At 52.1% G+C, this 16,596-nt stretch carries 22 protein-coding genes and 2 tRNA genes; 21 read left to right on the top strand and 3 right to left on the bottom strand.

The annotated features are described in order from the left end of the window. Positions 1-3 precede the first annotated feature (3 nt). The 14 genes from WLZ34_RS02790 to WLZ34_RS02725 all read left to right on the top strand — a co-directional run bounded on the left by WLZ34_RS02790 (position 4) and on the right by WLZ34_RS02725 (position 9,188). Positions 4-585, top strand: coding sequence for an RNase P subunit p30 family protein (locus WLZ34_RS02790; protein ID WP_434731781.1), 582 nt, complete (start codon positions 4-6; stop codon positions 583-585). A gap of 1 nt (position 586) precedes the next feature. After that, on the top strand, positions 587-1,027 hold the full coding sequence (locus WLZ34_RS02785; protein ID WP_434731780.1) for an Rpp14/Pop5 family protein: 441 nt from the start codon (positions 587-589) through the stop codon (positions 1,025-1,027). A gap of 140 nt (positions 1,028-1,167) precedes the next feature. Further along, a tRNA-Leu gene (locus tag WLZ34_RS02780) sits at positions 1,168-1,252 on the top strand. 79 nt (positions 1,253-1,331) lie between these two features. Then, positions 1,332-2,075, top strand: coding sequence for an archaeal proteasome endopeptidase complex subunit alpha (gene psmA / locus WLZ34_RS02775; protein ID WP_434731779.1), 744 nt, complete (start codon positions 1,332-1,334; stop codon positions 2,073-2,075). 98 nt (positions 2,076-2,173) lie between these two features. Beyond that, positions 2,174-2,869 carry a ribosome assembly factor SBDS gene (locus tag WLZ34_RS02770; RefSeq protein ID WP_428726566.1) on the top strand — a complete coding sequence of 232 codons (696 nt, stop codon included), beginning with the start codon at positions 2,174-2,176 and terminating at the stop codon, positions 2,867-2,869. A 5-nt stretch (positions 2,870-2,874) separates the two neighbouring features. Beyond that, entirely contained in the window at positions 2,875-3,591 is a 717-nt protein-coding gene (gene rrp4 / locus WLZ34_RS02765) for an exosome complex RNA-binding protein Rrp4 (protein WP_434731778.1), read from the top strand. 1 nt (position 3,592) lies between these two features. Next, a complete protein-coding gene (gene rrp41, locus WLZ34_RS02760; protein ID WP_434731777.1) occupies positions 3,593-4,321 on the top strand; it encodes an exosome complex exonuclease Rrp41 in 729 nt (242 codons plus the stop codon). A gap of 10 nt (positions 4,322-4,331) precedes the next feature. Further along, positions 4,332-5,180 (top strand): exosome complex protein Rrp42, encoded by an 849-nt coding sequence (gene rrp42 / locus WLZ34_RS02755; protein WP_434731776.1) that lies wholly within the window; start codon positions 4,332-4,334, stop codon positions 5,178-5,180. A 14-nt stretch (positions 5,181-5,194) separates the two neighbouring features. After that, positions 5,195-5,455: a 50S ribosomal protein L37ae gene (locus tag WLZ34_RS02750; RefSeq protein WP_434731775.1), complete on the top strand. Its 261-nt coding sequence runs from the start codon at positions 5,195-5,197 to the stop codon at positions 5,453-5,455. 6 nt (positions 5,456-5,461) lie between these two features. After that, a complete protein-coding gene (locus tag WLZ34_RS02745; RefSeq protein ID WP_434731774.1) occupies positions 5,462-6,010 on the top strand; it encodes a Brix domain-containing protein in 549 nt (182 codons plus the stop codon). Then, complete coding sequence (locus tag WLZ34_RS02740) at positions 5,994-6,239, top strand: KEOPS complex subunit Pcc1 (RefSeq protein WP_434731773.1); 246 nt, start codon at positions 5,994-5,996, stop codon at positions 6,237-6,239. Before WLZ34_RS02745 ends, WLZ34_RS02740 begins: the two co-directional genes overlap by 17 nt. Beyond that, positions 6,236-6,610, top strand: a complete 375-nt coding sequence (locus WLZ34_RS02735; protein ID WP_428726573.1) for a prefoldin subunit beta — start codon at positions 6,236-6,238, stop codon at positions 6,608-6,610. The genes WLZ34_RS02740 and WLZ34_RS02735 overlap by 4 nt, the downstream gene beginning before the upstream one ends. Then, complete coding sequence (locus WLZ34_RS02730; RefSeq protein ID WP_434731772.1) at positions 6,582-6,908, top strand: hypothetical protein; 327 nt, start codon at positions 6,582-6,584, stop codon at positions 6,906-6,908. The genes WLZ34_RS02735 and WLZ34_RS02730 overlap by 29 nt, the downstream gene beginning before the upstream one ends. Positions 6,909-6,977: 69 nt before the next feature. After that, complete coding sequence (locus WLZ34_RS02725; protein WP_434731920.1) at positions 6,978-9,188, top strand: elongation factor EF-2; 2,211 nt, start codon at positions 6,978-6,980, stop codon at positions 9,186-9,188. 65 nt (positions 9,189-9,253) lie between these two features. On the opposite strand, the gene WLZ34_RS02720 is transcribed toward WLZ34_RS02725, so the two are convergent. After that, positions 9,254-9,351: transfer RNA gene (locus WLZ34_RS02720), tRNA-Asn, on the bottom strand. Positions 9,352-9,478: 127 nt separating this feature from the next. Here WLZ34_RS02720 and WLZ34_RS02715 point away from each other — a divergent pair. Continuing rightward, a complete protein-coding gene (locus tag WLZ34_RS02715; RefSeq protein ID WP_428726575.1) occupies positions 9,479-9,718 on the top strand; it encodes a hypothetical protein in 240 nt (79 codons plus the stop codon). Here WLZ34_RS02715 and WLZ34_RS02710 read toward each other — a convergent pair. Next, positions 9,671-10,945: an MBL fold metallo-hydrolase gene (locus WLZ34_RS02710; RefSeq protein WP_434731771.1), complete on the bottom strand. Its 1,275-nt coding sequence runs from the start codon at positions 10,943-10,945 to the stop codon at positions 9,671-9,673. The two genes, WLZ34_RS02715 and WLZ34_RS02710, sit on opposite strands and share 48 nt — an antisense overlap. Positions 10,946-11,031: 86 nt before the next feature. Between WLZ34_RS02710 and WLZ34_RS02705 the strand changes: the two genes are divergently transcribed. The 5 genes from WLZ34_RS02705 to WLZ34_RS02685 all read left to right on the top strand — a co-directional run bounded on the left by WLZ34_RS02705 (position 11,032) and on the right by WLZ34_RS02685 (position 15,241). Then, entirely contained in the window at positions 11,032-11,412 is a 381-nt protein-coding gene (locus WLZ34_RS02705) for a nascent polypeptide-associated complex protein (RefSeq protein WP_428726577.1), read from the top strand. Continuing rightward, positions 11,399-13,987: a DNA-directed DNA polymerase I gene (locus WLZ34_RS02700; RefSeq protein ID WP_434731770.1), complete on the top strand. Its 2,589-nt coding sequence runs from the start codon at positions 11,399-11,401 to the stop codon at positions 13,985-13,987. Before WLZ34_RS02705 ends, WLZ34_RS02700 begins: the two co-directional genes overlap by 14 nt. A gap of 69 nt (positions 13,988-14,056) precedes the next feature. Further along, positions 14,057-14,344, top strand: a complete 288-nt coding sequence (locus tag WLZ34_RS02695; protein ID WP_428726579.1) for a 30S ribosomal protein S26e — start codon at positions 14,057-14,059, stop codon at positions 14,342-14,344. A gap of 62 nt (positions 14,345-14,406) precedes the next feature. Further along, the gene (locus WLZ34_RS02690; protein ID WP_428726580.1) at positions 14,407-14,718 is read left to right on the top strand and encodes a hypothetical protein; all 312 of its coding nucleotides are present in this window, start codon (positions 14,407-14,409) and stop codon (positions 14,716-14,718) included. A 43-nt stretch (positions 14,719-14,761) separates the two neighbouring features. After that, positions 14,762-15,241, top strand: coding sequence for a protein-lysine N-methyltransferase (locus WLZ34_RS02685; RefSeq protein WP_428726581.1), 480 nt, complete (start codon positions 14,762-14,764; stop codon positions 15,239-15,241). Here the strand turns inward: WLZ34_RS02685 and WLZ34_RS02680 are convergent, their stop codons facing one another. Further along, a complete protein-coding gene (locus tag WLZ34_RS02680) occupies positions 15,242-16,006 on the bottom strand; it encodes a tRNA (adenine-N1)-methyltransferase (protein ID WP_434731769.1) in 765 nt (254 codons plus the stop codon). 142 nt (positions 16,007-16,148) lie between these two features. Here WLZ34_RS02680 and WLZ34_RS02675 point away from each other — a divergent pair, with 142 nt between their 5' ends. Beyond that, positions 16,149-16,589 carry a DNA-binding protein gene (locus WLZ34_RS02675; protein WP_434731919.1) on the top strand — a complete coding sequence of 147 codons (441 nt, stop codon included), beginning with the start codon at positions 16,149-16,151 and terminating at the stop codon, positions 16,587-16,589. The last annotated feature ends 7 nt before the right edge of the window (positions 16,590-16,596 follow it).

Genomic DNA, 16,596 nt, shown 5'->3' with positions numbered 1-16,596 from the left:
GACTTGTGGCTGAAAGACTACAAGCTAGTAGACGAGGCTAGGAGGCTTGGGTACAAGGTCGTCTCAGTCGAGGGGTTAGACTCGGGCGAGGCGTCGTTGGACCCCAACGTTTTCTCGAAGGTCGTCGTAGTCTCGGACAGCATAAGCAATCTCAAGAGCGCTCTTGGCGGTCTCAAGGGACCTAAAACCGTTGTGAGCGTCGTACCGCTAAACGTCGAAGTAGCAAGGTGGGTAGCCCACGATAGGCGCGTCGACAGCATTGTCATGACGTCGAGGAACCAGGTGTTGTTTGACAAGAAGCAGGCGTCGGTTATGAAGTACTACGACAAGCCTCTTGAAGTACCGTTTACGGAGATAAGGGGGGCAAACGAGAGCAGTCTCGCGGGATTCGTTAAAAGGCTCAAGTTGATGATCTCCAGGAAGGTGCCGATCATAATATCGAGCGGTGCTAGCGGCATTCTCGAGTACCACCACCCCTTGGTGGTCTTGTCGTTTATCGTGAAACTACTAGACGTAGACTACGAGGCGGCAAAGGCAATGCTCTCTACGAATCCTTACAAAGTACTCACGAGGACGGCGATTTGACGTGGACATCTACCAGTTGTTATCGGTCCTCTCCATAGTACTGTCGGGAATTTCTCTCGTCACTGTTCTCGTACTTCTCTCGGACTCGACGGTGGTTTGTAAGGCGCTTACGTGGTTTATGCGGGCCAGGAAAGTTGGAAGGTACAGGAAGAGGTACCTCGCCATAATGTACTACCCTCCAGGCCGCTTCAAGGAAACGGGGGAGCTGGAGAAGGCTTTGAGATCGGTCGTGATGAGGTCTTTCGGAGTTGTCTACTTAGCTGGTATAGACCCCAAGGTTGTATACTTCGACCCGGGCGGGTGTAAGGCTATAGTGAAGTTCAATGGCAGGTTTAAGGTCGAGTTTCTAGCTTCTCTAGCGGCTTCTAGCGAGCTGGGCTTCAAAGTTATACCGGTCGGTATATCGGGCACGTTTAAGTCTGCGAAGAAGAAGCTTGGTTGAGTGCCTAGTTTAATAACTCTGAACTGCTATAGTCTTCACAAGATGATGAAGCCGCTCCAACACGACGGGTGAAGAACTCGCGACGAACTGAGTTCTCGTCTCAAGCTTAAAACCCAGGTTAAGTAAGATACTTGTTGAGAGCGGGGGTGCCCGAGCCAGGCCAAAGGGGGCGGACTTAAGATCCGCTGGTGTAGACCTGCGTGGGTTCAAATCCCACCCCCCGCACTAATCGTGCCGACAACGGCTTGAGACCCAATTCTTATAAAACCCTTGATTCATTGAGTACAAATCAGCGGTGGTTTAGATGAGCTTCGGGATATCGGCGGCAGCCTACGACAGGGCGATCACGATATTCTCGCCGGACGGGCGTATATACCAGGTCGAGTACGCTTTCGAGTCTGTTAGAAGAGGCTGGACTACAGTCGGGCTGAAGAGCAAGACGGCGGCAATGGTTGTTGTGGAGAAGAAGAAAATAGCGCCCTTAGTTGACGAGAATTTGATACAGAAGATATTCAAAATAGACGACCACGTTGGCTCGAGTTTTGCCGGCATCGCGAGCGACGGGCGCGTCTTGATCGAGTATGCTAGGCAGGCCGCCTTGTTGCACAGGCTGTATTACGACGAACCGGCCCCCGTGGAGTACCTCGCGAAGAGGGTATGCGACGTGAAGCAGGCTTACACGCAGCACGCGGGTGTTAGACCTTTCGGTGTAGCAGTGATATTCGCAGGCATAGACGAGCAGGGTACGCAACTCTTCATGACAGAGCCTAGTGGGAGATACCTCAGCTACTACGCCGTGGCCATCGGTGAGAAAGCCAACGCGGTATCGGAGTTCATGGAGAAGAACTACAAGTACGACATGAGCGTAGAGGAGACGATCAAGCTCGGAATACAGGCTATAGCCTCGGTACTTGATGTAAAGCCCTCTAGTGAGTTCATCGAGGCCGGCTACGTTGACGCCAGCTCCAGGAAATTCAAGATAATGAGCAGACAGGAGATAGACGACGTGCTAAGGCAGCTGGCAAAGGAAGGAAAATTGAAAATGTGAGACGCCACCTTCTCATCAGTAACTAGAGTGTAATACAGGAAGTTATTTTACCCTGTTAGTTAAAGAATCTGTAGTTTAGTGTAGAAGAGTGATGTGTTTTGACAGACAAATACGTGATAGCGAGACTCGAGGAGAAGGGGCACAGGTTTGAAGTGTTGGTTAACCCGGATTTAGCTCTGAAAGTAAAGGAGGGAAAGTCTGTTAGTGTAGACGACCTTCTCGTAGGCGACTTCATTTACAAGGATGCGAGGAAGGGGTTGAAGGCGTCGCCCGAGAGCCTGAGGGAGGTTTTTAAGACGGATGACGTCAGACAAATAGCCCTTGAGATAGTTCGGAGAGGCGAGATTCAGCTGACGGCTGAGCAGAGGCGAAAATTTGTCGAGGAGAAAAAGAAGCAGGTTATAACACTTATAGCAAAAAACGCCGTGGACCCGAAGACTAAACTACCGATACCTCAGAAGAGGATCGAGCTGGCAATCGAGCAGGCAAGGGTTTCGATAGACCCGTTCAAGCCCGCCGAGGCCCAGATGGAGGAGATCCTTTCGAAGATCGCGCGGGTGATACCAATAAAGATCGCCAAGGCATACATTAGTGTGAGGGTCCCGCCTGAGTACGCTGGGAGGATCCACAAGTCGATTGCGCAGCTAGGCGAAGTGAAGAAGTCGACCTGGATGAACGACGGTAGTTTATTAGTGGAGATAGAGATACCAGCTGGTATGCAGCAGGAGTTCATAGACAAGGTAAACAGTTTAACAAAGGGTACGGCACAGGTCAAAATCATCAGCGTGGGTTGAGAGGCTTGAAGCTCAAGGTCTACGTGGCGGACAGGCAGATTGTCAGGCCGGGCGATACTCTGGCCGAGATAGAGGAGGACGGGAACCAAGGCTTTAAGAGGCTACCGGAGAAGCACGTATACCTGGTAAACAACAAGATTTACTCTGACGTCTACGGGGTTACCTCGGTCTCCGAGAACGACATCGCTGTTATACCATTCAACACCGTGTACTACCCTAGAAGAGACGATGTCGTGATCGGCGTTATCGAGGGAATCGGGATAACGGCCTGGGAAGTCAACATCAGGAGCCCGTATAGAGCCTACTTGAACGCGAGCGACGCGATAGAGAATTTCAACCCCTTATACCACGACTTGAAGTCTTACCTGGACGTAGGTGACATGGTACTTGCTAAGATCGTCGCTTTTGACAGGACAAGAGACCCCCTTCTCACGATAAGAGGTAAAGGTCTTGGCAAGATCATCGAGGGCATCATAATAGAGGTTAAACCTAGCAGGATCCCTCGGATAATAGGCAAGAAGGGCAGCATGTTCAACCTGCTAACAACGAAAACGGGTTGCGATATAACAGTTGCCCAGAACGGCTTCATATGGGCGAAGTGCCCGGACGAGTACAGGGGGGAGGTTTTAACCCAGGCTATTAAGATAATAGAGGAAAAGCCGCATGCGAGGGGCTTAACGGAGGAGGTGAAGCAGTTCCTAGAACAAAAACTGGGTGGTTGATGTGTCGGAGTCTAAGCCCAAGCTGATCCGCGAGGACGGATTGAGGGTCGACGGTAGGAAACCAGACGAACTGAGGCCAATAAGAATGGAGATAGGTATACTGAAGAACGCGAACGGCTCCGCCCTAGTTGAGTATGGTGGAACAAAAGTTCTAGCAGCCGTGTACGGACCTAGGGAGGTAGTACCCAAGGCTGTGCAGCTCCCGGACAGAGCTGTACTAAGGGTGAGGTACCATATGGCCCCATTCTCGACCACAGAACACAAATCACCAGCACCTACAAGGAGAGAGATAGAGTTGTCCAAAGTCGTAAGAGAGGCGCTAGAGTCGGTGGTCTTCACAGAACAGTTCCCCAGAGCCAGCATAGATGTGTTCATTGAGGTGATCCAGGCCGACGGCGGTACTAGGACAGCCGGGTTGACAGCGGCTTCGTTGGCATTAGCCGACGCGGGCATACCGATGAAAGACCTAGTGGCCGGGGTCGCGGTGGGCAAAGTCGAGGGAGTCCTGGTACTAGACATAAACGAGCTCGAGGACGAGTACGGCGAGGCGGACCTGCCTGTAGGGTATGCTGCTGGCATTGGCGAGATAGTCTTACTTCAGCTGAACGGTGTTCTAACAGTAGAAGAGTTCAAGAAGGCCATCGAACTCGCGAAGAGAGGGGCCGAGAAAGTGTACGCCTTGATGAAGGAGACGCTGCATAAGAAGTACCTGTCTGTACTAGAGTCGTGAGGTGGGCTCTATGTCGATAACTCCTCAAAGAGAGCCTATAATGCCCAAGATAAGGGCGGAGACGATAGTAAGGATGCTGAAGAAGGGTGAGCGTGTAGACAACAGGGGTCTTCACGACTACAGGAACATCTCGGTAAGCGTTGGCATAATAAGCAAGGCGGAAGGAAGCGCCTTAGTGAAGCTGGGTGGTACGCAGGTAATAGCGGGTGTGAAAGCGGAGCTGGGCACGCCTTTCGAGGATAGGCCGAATGAGGGGGTTTTGCAGGTTCACGCCGAGTTCGTCCCACTAGCATCCCCCTCCTTCGAGCCTGGACCCCCGAACGAGGACGCGATAGAGGTCGCGAGGGTAATAGACAGGAGTCTCAGAGAGCCTAAGGTAGTTGACCTGTCTAAGCTGGTGATCCAGCCGGGGAGGCTAGCGTGGGTGATATACGACGACATCTACGTGATAGACCACGACGGGAACATACTAGACACCGGCATGATAGCGTCTATGATAGCCCTCGCCACGTCGAGATTACCTAGACTTGACACTACGGTGGAGGGCTTCAAAGTCGTCTATGGAACCAAGGATACGCCCCTGCCAATAAACACTCTCGTGACCACGGTAACCATGGGCGTGCTAGGTGATATTCTGATCGTAGACCCGTCGCTCGAGGAGGAGAGTGTGATAGACACGTTCTTGTCGATCTCGGTGGACGAGAAAGGACGTATAGTGGGCCTACAGAAGAGAGGGCCGAGAAGTATAACGCCCAGGACGTTGGACTCTGCTGTCGAAATAGCTTTAAAGGCTGGCGAACAAGTCTTAAGCTTTATAAGGAGGGTTATAAGCAATCCGCAAGAGTACACGAAGTGGTAGACCAGGTGTTGCTTATGGGAAGGACGAAGGTCGTTGGTCCGGCCGGTAGGTTCGGGGCGAGATACGGCTCTACTCTGAGGAAGAAGGTTAGGGATATACTACTCAAGAGGTACTCTCCCCAGCAGTGCCCCTTCTGTGGCTACACGGGTGGTGTAGTGAGGGTGTCGGTCGGTCTATGGACTTGTAGAAAGTGCGGAGCTGTTTGGGCCGGCGGCGCGTACTACCACAGGACAGAGATCAGCAAGTACTTTCCCAAGGTCGTTGTAAGGGAGTAGAAGGGGTTGTTTTTAGTTACTACGTCGCATCGCCCGAGTCAGAGACTAAGGTCTTTCGTAAAAGACCTTACCCTCGTCTTACCTGGGTCTGTCAGAGTTACTAGGGGTAAAAGAAGGCTTGTCGACCTAGCCTACCTCGCGTTGCTGTTGAAAAAGAAGTACCTAGTTGTAGCCACGAATAAGAAGGGAAACCCGGCGGTTATTCACGTTTACGTAGTCCACTACGATGCCGAGGGCAAAGCCGCGGCGTCGAAGTACTTCGACGTGCTCCTAGGTGGCGTAAGGCTTTCCAGAGAGGGAGGGGCTAAGTTAACGGCCCCTATAACATCATATAGTGGTGTTGACGAGTCGAACTGCTCTAGTAGTAAGTGCCTAGAACTAGCGGGGTTATTGATGAGCCTGCTCAAGGACTTCATTAACAAGTCGTCGGCCTTCAAGATATCTCTACACGACGAGGGGGGTAATGTAACGGTTAAAATACTTTCTCGGAATGGAGATGTAGTCGGCCCCTTGTTAAAGGTGAGAGGCTTCAAGATTTATGGAGAACAAGGTTGAGCTCGAGGTAAGAGGTGCTGACGAGAATATTGCTAGGTCCATCGTGGAGTCTCTGCGGCCAGAGATAGAGAGCCTCCCGGAGGCCTGCAGGGGCGAGCTAGAGTTGAAGGAGTCTACGCTCAGGGTTGTTGTATCGTGTTCCAGAATAGGTCTTTTAAGAGCGGTTGTTAATAGTATAATAAGTACCATATCAATGCTCATGGAGTTAAAGGCGGTGATCGAGGGGTGAGCGAGCAGAGATTGCCACCCGAGGTTCAGCAGTTGATAGCACAGTACCAAGCTGTGAGGGAGAGCTACGTCAAGGTCGACTCGGAGCTAAAGCTCGTAGAAGCTGAGATATCGGAGATAGACAACGTACTAGAGAACCTGCAGTACCTACAGGACTCTACGGAGGTCTACAAGCTTATAGGTCAAGTCTTGGTGAAGAAGAGCAAGGACGAAGTAGTCAAAGAACTCCAAGAGAGGAAGGAGCTACTCAGTTTGAAGAAGGAAAAGTATAGGAAGCAGCTCGAGGTACTCTCGAGGCAGCTAGCAGACCTAGAGAGCAAGATCAGAGAGGTACTATCAAAGTATGGGCTCACAACCCAGAAACAGACCTAAGCTCGTGGGCTTAAAACTAGACAATATAAAAGACGACGACTTGGAGGAAATCGCTCTGAGAGTCGAGGAGGCTGTCAGGGGTTTCATCGACGAGAAGGCGCGAGGTCTTGTCGAGGCCGACATAATAGTCCGGTTAGAGAGGACTACGGAGAGCGTCAACGTAGTGATCGACGTGAGGCTAAGAGGGGGAGCGCCTGTTGGGGCGCTCGACATTGACACGCTGCTAAGGGACTCGGTTAACGTCGGTAAGAGGGAGTTCGAGGAGCTCATAAGCAGGTACGCGAAAGGGAGTACTTGATATCCGATTTTTAACCCCCATATACATGAGGTCTTTTAGTACGGTTACGTGGGCGAGGCTGGTTTACGCATGGTCAAGTATAAGCAGACTAGTGAAGTCTTGAAGATAATGAAGAACCTCGAGCAAGTCAGGAATATAGGTATAACAGCACACGTCGACCACGGGAAGACGACGCTGTCTGACTCACTGTTGGCGATGGCGGGTCTGCTCTCTGAGAAGATCGCAGGGCAGGCATTAGCGCTGGACTACCTAGATATCGAGCAGAAGAGGCAGATGACCGTCAAGGCGGCGAACGTTAGCTTGTACCACGAGTACAAGGGCAAGCCCTACGTTATCAACTTGATCGACACTCCGGGGCACGTCGACTTTCAGTCGAAGACTATAAGGGCGCTGAGGGTGATCGACGGCGCTATTGTCGTGGTCGATGCCGTTGAGGGGGTGATGACGCAGACGGAGATGTACCTTAGAGTAGCGCTGGAGGAGATGGTGAGACCGGTACTGTTCATAAACAAGATCGACAGGTTGATAAAGGAGCTTAAGTTGTCCCCGACAGAGATACAGCAGAGGCTAGTCCAGATAATTAAGGACATCAACTCGCTGATAGCCACCTATGCCGACAAGGAGTTCCGGACGGCGTGGCAGCTCGACCCGGCTAAAGGCCAGGTCGTATTCGGCAGTGCTAGGGATAGATGGGGCTTTTCAGTACCCATGGCTCAGCAAAAGGGCATCAAGTTCGGCGATGTCGTTGATGTCTACCAGAGGGGTAAGGACGCCCTCCCCGAGCTACAGAAAGTAGCCCCGCTACATGAGGCTATCCTCGACATGGTAGTCAAGTACATCCCCAACCCAAGGGAGGCACAGGCCTACAGGATAAGGAAGATATGGCACGGCGACTTGAATAGCGAGGTGGCAAAAGCGATGCTAGAGGCGGACCCCAACGGGCCTTTGGTGATGCTGGTTAACGACGTTAGGGTGGACCCGCACGCCGGCCTGGTGGTTACTGGGAGAGTATACTCGGGGACTGTTAGAGCCGGCGAGGAGCTCTGGCTGGTGAACGCGAGGTTAAAGCAAAGAGCTTTACAGGTCGGGCTGTACATGGGCCCGTACAGGGAGCTGGCTGACGAGATAAGCGCCGGCAACATAGCCGCCGTACTGGGACTGGACAAGGCCAGGTCTGGAGAGACCGTGTGCTCCCTCGCAGTCAAAGACTCTATGACCCCCTTCGAGAGGCTGAGGATGATCACAGAGTCGGTTGTCACGGTGGCCATCGAGCCCAAAGACCCCTCTCAGCTGACTAAGCTGATCGACGCGATGCACAAGCTGAGCATAGAGGACCCGAGCTTGGTGGTCAAGATAAACGAGGAGACGGGCGAGTTCCTGCTGAGCGGTGTTGGGACTCTTCACATCGAGATCGCTCTTACTCTCCTCAAAGACTTCTACGGACTGGAAGTAGTCGCCACCCCGCCGGTCATAGTATACAGGGAGAGTGTTAGGGCGGGTAGCCGTGTATTCGAGGGCAAGTCGCCGAACAAACATAACAAGTTGTACATAAGCGTCTCGCCGCTGGACGAAAACGCGATCAGGCTGATACAGGACAGGATCATCACGGAGGACATGGACCCAAGAGACAGGGCTAAGATCCTCAGGGAACAGGCTGGATGGGACGCAGACGAGGCCAGGAGAATATGGGCTATCGACGACAACATAAACGTGTTCGTCGACATGACCACCGGTGTTCAGTACCTTAGGGATGTAAAGGACACCATCATACAGGGCTTCAGGCTAGCCATGAGAGAAGGCCCGCTGGCCATGGAGCCCGTTAGAGGGGTCAAAGTGGTACTACACGACGCGACAATACACGAAGACCCGGCGCACAGAGGTCCGGCACAGTTGTTCCCGGCGGTTAGGAATGCCATATACGCTGGCATGTTGACCTCGAGGCCCACTCTCCTAGAGCCCATCATGAAACTCGACATAAGAACCCCCATGGAGTTCATAGGGAACATATCGACGATAATAACGAAGAAGAGGGGGAAGTTGATAGAAGTCCAGCAACTGGGCAATCTGTCGAGGGTGATAGCCGAGATACCGGTCGCCGAGTCTTTCACAATAGCCGAAGAGCTCCGGAGCGCAACTGCCGGCAAGGCGATCTGGGGGCAGGAGTTCAGTAGGTGGGCCCCAGTACCAGACAGCATGTTAATGGACCTGGTGGCTAAGATCAGGGAGAGGAAAGGGCTCAAACCAGAGCCTCCAAAGCCGGAGGACTTCCTCGGTCCATAGGAACTTTTTCAAGCTACCAGTTTTTCATATACTGTTCTCGCTTCACCTTTAGAAGTAGAATAAAGCGCCGGGGCGGGGACTCGAACCCCGGACCACCGGGTTTCCACCAGGCTACCTAGTGCGGTTAACAGCCCGGCGCTCTACCAGGCTGAGCTACCCCGGCTCGAGTTCTTATTATATATTGTACGACGGGTTTTATACTTCAACAACCGTTGTAGCCGTTAGTTTCAGGGTGGTGGTCGTGTTTCAACACCAACCTCCACAGGGGGTGCTCGGAGATAGCAAGCACAGTGAGGGTTAAGGTTGACGTGGTCAAACTCTACAAGAGCTTTGTTGAGTCCGGGGTGTTGTTCGTTAGCGTAGAGGACGTCGCTGAGAGGCTCTACACCAACAATACGTCGGCTGGGAGGGTACTGTCTAGGTTAGAGAGGCTGGGTCTTGCTAGGAGGTGGTCCAAGAACGTATACGTAATCAGAGCCAGTCTAGTCAACAGCGATGGAGTCCCCGTTGTTAGGGACGTAGATGTTTAGGTCTTTCCCCAGGTTCTCCCTTATGGCATTGGCCAGCCCTTTAGACGACTCCTCGTCTCCGTGGACTATGACCACGTTGCGTAGCGTGTGCGAGTAGGTCTTGGCTATGTCTACTAGCCCGTCTCTACCGGCGTGGCTAGAGAAGTCGAACCACTCTACGCGGGCTTTAGTGAAGTAAACCCCGATCTCCTCCAGCCCCCCTTTCTCGAGGAGCTTATGTCCCGGGCTGTTAGGCGACTGGTAGCTAACGAGTAAAACAGCGTTCTTAGGGTCGTCGGCAAGCTTCTTCAAGTACTGAAGACTGGGACCCCCTTTGAGCATTCCCGCCGTAGCTACGATGACCCCCGGACTCTTCAGGGCTTTCTTCCTATCTCTCACGTTCTTCACGAAGGTAACCCTTTCCAGCGCCCTTAGGTACAGGGACGGGTCCCTCAAGTACTTCTGGTAGTTTAGGTATATACCGCATATCTCTCTCGCCATCCCGTCTACGTAGATGCCTACATACGGTAGCTCGTTCGCGAGTAGCGTCAAGACCTCCTGGCTTCTGCCCACACTGAATGAAGGTACTAGTACCACGCCCCCACCGGAGATCACCTCTTCGACTACGCTGACGAACCTTTTTTCGACGCGGTACCGGGGTGGGTGTACCCTATCACCGTACGTGGCCTCTGTGATAAGGGTATCTACTTTGACAGGCCACAACTCAGCCCCGCTGAGCGTCCATGTCTGCACCGTATTGATGTCTCCCGTGTACAGAATCCTGTGCCCGCTCCGGGTCTCGACGTAAATAGCTGTGCTACCGAGTATGTGGCCCGCGTTCATGAAGACCAGCTTAAAACCGCCGGCTTCGACTTCCGCCCCGTAATCGACGAACTGGGCATTGTCGCTCATCTTCACGAACTCGCTGTACTCGTAGTCCACGTTGACCGCGTTCAGCTTCAGGAAGTCTAGTACGAGGAGTCTGGCGATTTCGATCGTGGGCCTCGTCATGTAGATCCTCGGCCTCCCGGTTATGTACATCAAGGGGGCTGCCCCGATGTGGTCTAGGTGAGCGTGCGAGATCGCGATCAGGCTTAGGTCAGCAGGCCTCACGTGCAAGGGCATTTGCGGGCGGTCCTTGTCGTCGAAGTTAATACCGTAGTCTAGTAAAGCCTTCTCCCCGTCCTCAACTAGTATGGCGGCTCTACCTACTTCCCTACCTCCACCTAGTATTCTCAGGCTGGGCATTTTGAATCAACAGGATTCTTCGCTTCGGCTTCTACTTTAATAGGTTAACACGACTTATATAATTTAGACTACCGCGGTGTTTCTCCTTGATACCGGGATTTAGCCCCCGAGAACTGAAGAGAGCACTGAAGAGAATGGGCCTTGATGTTGAAGAGCTGAGCGGTGTCGAAAAAGTGGAGTTCTATTTGAAAGACAGGAGGATCGTTATCGAGAGCCCCCAGGTAGTGGTTATAAAGTCTAAAAACCAAACGGTTTTCCAGGTCGTCGGGGAGGCAAAAGAGGAGACGACCGGGAAGGAGCAAAGAGAAGCAGTGGTCGCGGTAAACGAGGAAGACGTTGAGTTCGTAGCCTCACAGGCTGGCGTGTCCAAAGAGGAGGCTAGAAGAGCGCTCATGGAGACTAAGGGCGATATCGCAGAGGCGATCCTAAGGCTGAAGGAGAGGAGGGGGTCTAGTGAAGTACAGTAAAATAGGCGATGTTTACACACTGGATTTCGACAGGTATGTTTCTACACTAGACTCGCCAGCTTACCTGCTCAATGTCGAGTATAATGGAGAGGCCGGTAGAGCCTGCCTCGTATTTTTGTCTAACGATGGAAGAAGGATAATTAGACTGCTAGACCCCACGGGGCATAGGCCGTACTTCATCACCGACGAGCCCGCTGACGAGGTCTTGAAGAGGAAGGAGGTCACTGGAGACCCTTCTTTTGAGACTGTTGAGGAGGTGTTCAAGGTAAACCCCTTGACCATGCAGAAGGTAAAGCTGACAAAAATAGTTGTTAAAGACCCGCTCGCCGTAAAGAAGCTCAGGGAGCATTTCGCCTCGGCGTGGGAGGCCAAGATCAAGTACCACAACAACTACATTTACGACAACTTTCTTGTGCCCACCATGAAGATAAAGGTCGAAAATATCAACCATAGACCCGTCTTGTCAATAGTCAAGCCCTCCGTAGATAAGCAAGTCCTGGAACTCGTCACAAAACTATTCGGTAATGAACACCCCGAGGTCTACGAGACATCGATGGGCTTCCTCGACTACTTCGAAGAAATGCCGCCAAACCCCGTGAAACTAGCAGTCGACATAGAGGTCTACAGCCCGGCAAAGGGCAAAGTCCCCTCGCCTAAGCACGCAGACCTCCCCGTGATATCGATAGCGTTCAGCGCAAGCGACGGGTTTAAGAAAGTCTTGGTCTTAGCTAGGGACGTGAGGTTCGGCGAGCCGACCGATGAGTACCCTTGGGAAGCCGAGGTCGAGGTATTCGACAGCGAGAGGGCGATGATCCTCGAAGCCTACAGAGTCATGTCTAACTACCCTGTGGTCGTGACGTTCAACGGAGACAACTTCGACCTGCACTACCTGTACAACAGGTCGATTAGCCTCGGTATAGAGAGAGACAAGATCCCCATCAGGGTTGCGAGGGTAGAGGAGACTAAAGAAGTCCAGGCCAGGTTAGAGTCATCTATACACATCGACTTGTACAAGTTTTTCTCGAATAAGGCCATTAAGAGCTACGCCTTCGGCAACAAGTACCAGGAGGAGAATCTAGAGGCAATATCAACCGCCCTACTTGGAATATCCAAGGTCGCGTTCGAGGGAAATCTCGGCGAGAAAGACCTCTTGTTGCTTATAGCCTACAACTACCGAGACGCCGAGATCACACTGCAGCTGATCAACTTCAATAACGAGCTGGTCTGGAAGCTGATGGTATTAATGGCCAGAATATCGAGAACCGGTATTGAGGACATCTGTAGGAGGAAGATCTCAAACTGGATCCAGAACATGGTCTTCTGGGAGTCGAGGAAGAGGAACTACCTGATCGTGAACAAAGAGGATATCCAGAGGTTCGCAAAGAGCACTCACACCAAGGCTATAATAGAGGGCAAGAAGTACGCTGGCGCTCTCGTGATAGAGCCGCCAATAGGCGTCTTCTTCAATGTAGCAGTCCTAGACATTGCCTCCCTGTACCCGAGTATTATAAAGAGGTACAACCTGAGCTTCGAGACTGTCGATGTAGAGTGGTGCTCTAACAAGTACTGGATAGAAGACGAGACTGGGAGGAAAATCCATAGTGTCTGTAGAGACAGACCAGGCCTTATGTCGATTCTCGTGGGTATACTAAGGGACTTTAGGGTTTTTGTCTACAAGAAGAGAGCCAAGGACAAGAGTCTTCCGCCAGAAGTACAGGCTTGGTACGACGTCGTGCAGAAGGCCATAAAAGTGTTTATAAACGCTAGCTACGGGGTGTTCGGCGACGAGGCCTTCCCACTCTACTCGCCGGCTGTAGCCGAGAGTGTTACAGCGATGGGAAGGCGATCTTTCTTCAGTATCCTTAGTAAGGCGGCGGAGCTAGGGGTCAAGATATTGTACGGGGACACGGACTCTATATTCTTGTGGAACCCGACGCAGGAGCAATTAGGGAGACTACAGGAGTGGGTTTACAACAACCTAGGGCTGGAGATAGAGCTCGACAAGGTGTTTACTTTCATCGTCTTCACGGGGTTGAAGAAGAACTATCTCGGGCGGTCTAGTGATGGCGGGATCGAGATAAAAGGCCTTATTGCCAAGAAGAAGAACACGCCCGACTTCCTCAAGAACTTCTTCGAGGAGATAATAGAGAGGATGAGAGTCGTCTCAAACCCGGCAGACCTCAAGGAGTTCGAGGAGTGGTTGAGGAGCGAGGTGAAGGAGAAGTACGTTAGCTTGAAGAGGAAGGAGATAACCCTCGACCAGCTCACGATCAGGACTGGTTTGACCAAGAAGGTCGAGGAGTACACGAAGAACACGCCGCCCCACGTCAAAGCAGCTATACAGTTGAAGAACTACGGTATCCACGTTGGCGAGAACGACATAATAGCGTACGTGAAAGTTAAGAGCAAGGACGGTGTGAAGGCTATCCAGTTGGCGAAACTCGCTGATATAGACCCCGACAAGTACATCGAGAACATAAGGAGTAGTCTCGAACAGCTACTGGAGGCGATAGGGCTGGACTGGGACAGCATTATCGGGACGAGGGTAAGCGACCTGTTGGCCAGGTCGAGATAGAGTGCACGGGATAGAAAGGTATATAGGCTTTTGATCCAATTAGAGACTCAGCCGATAGGTGATTACCTCATGCCAAAGAAGAGGGAGAGCAGGGGACGTAGAAAAGGTGATAAAGGCAAAGTAGAGATGATACAGTGCGACAACTGCGGGAGGCTCGTCCCCGCAGACAAGGCTATATGTGTTACGAGAATGTATAGCCCTGTAGCCCCTCAATTAGCTCAAGAACTAGAGAAGAAAGGCGCCATAATAATGAAGTACCCTGTTAGGAAGTGCTACTGTATATCGTGCGCTATACACTACGGTATAATCAAGGTCAGACCAGAAGAAGAGAGGAGGGCTAGAGGACTGGTTATTTAGAGATAGGGATACAGTTTTAACCTCTTTAAGGCATTTAAACGGCTCTGAGAGCGGGTGATCGGATGGCCTCTGTAAAGAAGGTAGTACTGGTCACCGCGGAACACCACCCCTATCACAAGCTATGGGTTAAGCTGGCGGAGAGGATATCGAAGGACCTCAACGCGCCCTTGGACGTCAAAATAGAAGACTACGTGTACATCAACGAGTACGGTGACAAGGACGAATACGGTATGGCGTGGCTACCCCAGATTTTAGCCGAGTACGACGACGGGACAGTAAAAGTCCTCTTGTCTCAACTTCCCTTGAACCAGGCTCTTCAACCAGACGAGGAGAAAGCAATAGAGATTATGAAGAGTAAAGCTTTAGGGTCTTGATGGCAAATATTTTTACCTTGGACTCGAACGCGAGGCCTTAGACATGTACTATGTGCCTTACGTCCCTACCCCCTACCCTGTTGTCAGAAAGATGCTTAGCCTGGCTAATGTCGGACCCGAGGACGTGGTTTATGACCTAGGATGCGGCGACGGGAGAATTCTCATCGTATCAGTTAAGGAGTTCAACGCCAAAAAAGCCGTCGGCATTGAGAAGGACCCTGAGAGAGTGAAGGAGGCGAAAAACAATGTTCTGAACCACGGACTGGCCGACAGGGTAGTGGTAATAAACGACGACTTCTTTAACGTAGACATCAGCGAGGCCACGGTTGTAACGCTCTTCTTGTTGACGTCCGTGAATGAGGCCCTGAGACCCAAGCTCGAAAAAGAGTTGCGGGACGGGGCTAGAGTGGTCAGCCACGAGTTCAGAATACCTGGTTGGAACCCGGTCAAAGTTGTCGACGTTAAAGACGACAACGGGTTGACTCACACGGTTTACTTGTATGTTAAAGGCAAACACGTTTGATTAAGGGAGTATTTTTCTACCAAATACTATGTAACCCGTGTGCCCCGTCATCCTAGGGCTGGGACGTGTACCCTCTCTGGATACGATGTATTCTCTCAGGAGAACCTCGTAGACGTGGATATCGACGAACAGCCCCTGCATCGAAGCCACGGTCTTCTCGACCTGGTTTACGGTGGGTAGAAAGGCGACGAGAGGGGAACCCGACTTGAGCGAGTCGTACACGGCTTTGACGGCGTTCCAGGGGTCGGGGATGTCTAGGATAGAGGCGTCGAAATCACGCTCGTCGACCCCCTCCCTGATGTCTCTCTTGACGAAGACGACCCTCTTAGCGAGACCAAGCCTCTCCAGGTTTTCGGCGGCCTTCCTAAGCTTCGCCTCGTCTATGTCTACGGCGTAAACCTTCCCGTTATCCCCTACCAGGTAGGCCAATACTGCTGTGACGTGCCCTGTCCCCACGCCCCCCTCGAGCACTCTAGACCCCTCTGCGACCCCAGCCAAGTATGTGATCAGGCTCACGTCCTTGGGGTATATAACCTGGGTGGCTCTCCTCATTGACGCGAGGAAGTCGACTGGGAGAGGTCTGAGCAGGCGTACTCTTACGCCCTTAGAAGTCGTCACAAACTCGCCTATCTCCCGCCCTATAACTTCCTCGTGTCTGACAAAGCCTTTGTCGGTTCCGAGGATGCCGCCCTCGCGAATCACCTGTACGAATCTTCTCTTGGGGTCTATGTAGAAGAGAACCCGATCACCGGGTCGGATCGGCATTACTCGAAACACCGCTCAGTACTGGTGTCATACATCACCGCTCAGCAATACCAGCTATCCTCATCTCAACTATATTTAAAGTTCTTCGGAGTTTAAATAGTGTAGGCGCTCACCCGCTGGTTAGAGGCAGTACGTGGTCTACATGGAAATGTACTTGATAAGCATACTGCCTCTATACACCCACAGGATCTTCACTGGGAAGAAGAAGATCGAGTTGAGGAGGTTCTTTGGATTAAGGCCTTCACCAGGCAGTCTCTTCGTAGTGTACTCTAGCGGGAGTGTGAGGGCGATCGTTGGGGAGTTCTACGCTGGCAAGGTGTTTGTAGGGAGCCCGGAGGAGGTGGGCGAGATCGCTTTGAGAGGCGAGACGGGCGTTTCTAAGGGCGACCTCAAGTATATCAAAGGGTCGAGGATGGCGGTTGGGATTGAGATACGTGGGGCTAGGCTTTACAGGAGGCCGGTTAAACTAGAAGAGCTCAGGACGATCTTTCCCGGGTTCCAGCCCCCGCTCAGTTTCAGAGTGTTGAGAGAGGACGAGCCCCTTTACGTCTTGTTGATAAAGAAACTACGAGAGCTCTCGTAAACCAGGA

Source organism: Thermogladius sp. KZ2Tp1, assembly GCF_051131135.1.
Lineage (GTDB): Archaea > Thermoproteota > Thermoprotei_A > Sulfolobales > Desulfurococcaceae > Thermogladius.
This window is presented reverse-complemented; position numbering and strand designations above follow the sequence as displayed.

Coding starts and splice junctions, on each gene's coding strand:
- WLZ34_RS02750 (WP_434731775.1), top strand. CDS start 5,195: ATGGGAAGGACGAAGGTCGTTGGTCCGGCCGGTAGGTTCGGGGCGAGA.
- WLZ34_RS02690 (WP_428726580.1), top strand. CDS start 14,407: ATGGCCTCTGTAAAGAAGGTAGTACTGGTCACCGCGGAACACCACCCC.
- WLZ34_RS02685 (WP_428726581.1), top strand. CDS start 14,762: ATGTACTATGTGCCTTACGTCCCTACCCCCTACCCTGTTGTCAGAAAG.
- WLZ34_RS02725 (WP_434731920.1), top strand. CDS start 6,978: ATGGTCAAGTATAAGCAGACTAGTGAAGTCTTGAAGATAATGAAGAAC.
- WLZ34_RS02740 (WP_434731773.1), top strand. CDS start 5,994: ATGGAGAACAAGGTTGAGCTCGAGGTAAGAGGTGCTGACGAGAATATT.
- psmA (WP_434731779.1), top strand. CDS start 1,332: ATGAGCTTCGGGATATCGGCGGCAGCCTACGACAGGGCGATCACGATA.
- WLZ34_RS02680 (WP_434731769.1), bottom strand. CDS start 16,006: ATGCCGATCCGACCCGGTGATCGGGTTCTCTTCTACATAGACCCCAAG.
- rrp42 (WP_434731776.1), top strand. CDS start 4,332: ATGTCGATAACTCCTCAAAGAGAGCCTATAATGCCCAAGATAAGGGCG.
- WLZ34_RS02675 (WP_434731919.1), top strand. CDS start 16,149: ATGGAAATGTACTTGATAAGCATACTGCCTCTATACACCCACAGGATC.
- WLZ34_RS02730 (WP_434731772.1), top strand. CDS start 6,582: ATGGGCTCACAACCCAGAAACAGACCTAAGCTCGTGGGCTTAAAACTA.
- WLZ34_RS02695 (WP_428726579.1), top strand. CDS start 14,057: ATGCCAAAGAAGAGGGAGAGCAGGGGACGTAGAAAAGGTGATAAAGGC.
- WLZ34_RS02710 (WP_434731771.1), bottom strand. CDS start 10,945: ATGCCCAGCCTGAGAATACTAGGTGGAGGTAGGGAAGTAGGTAGAGCC.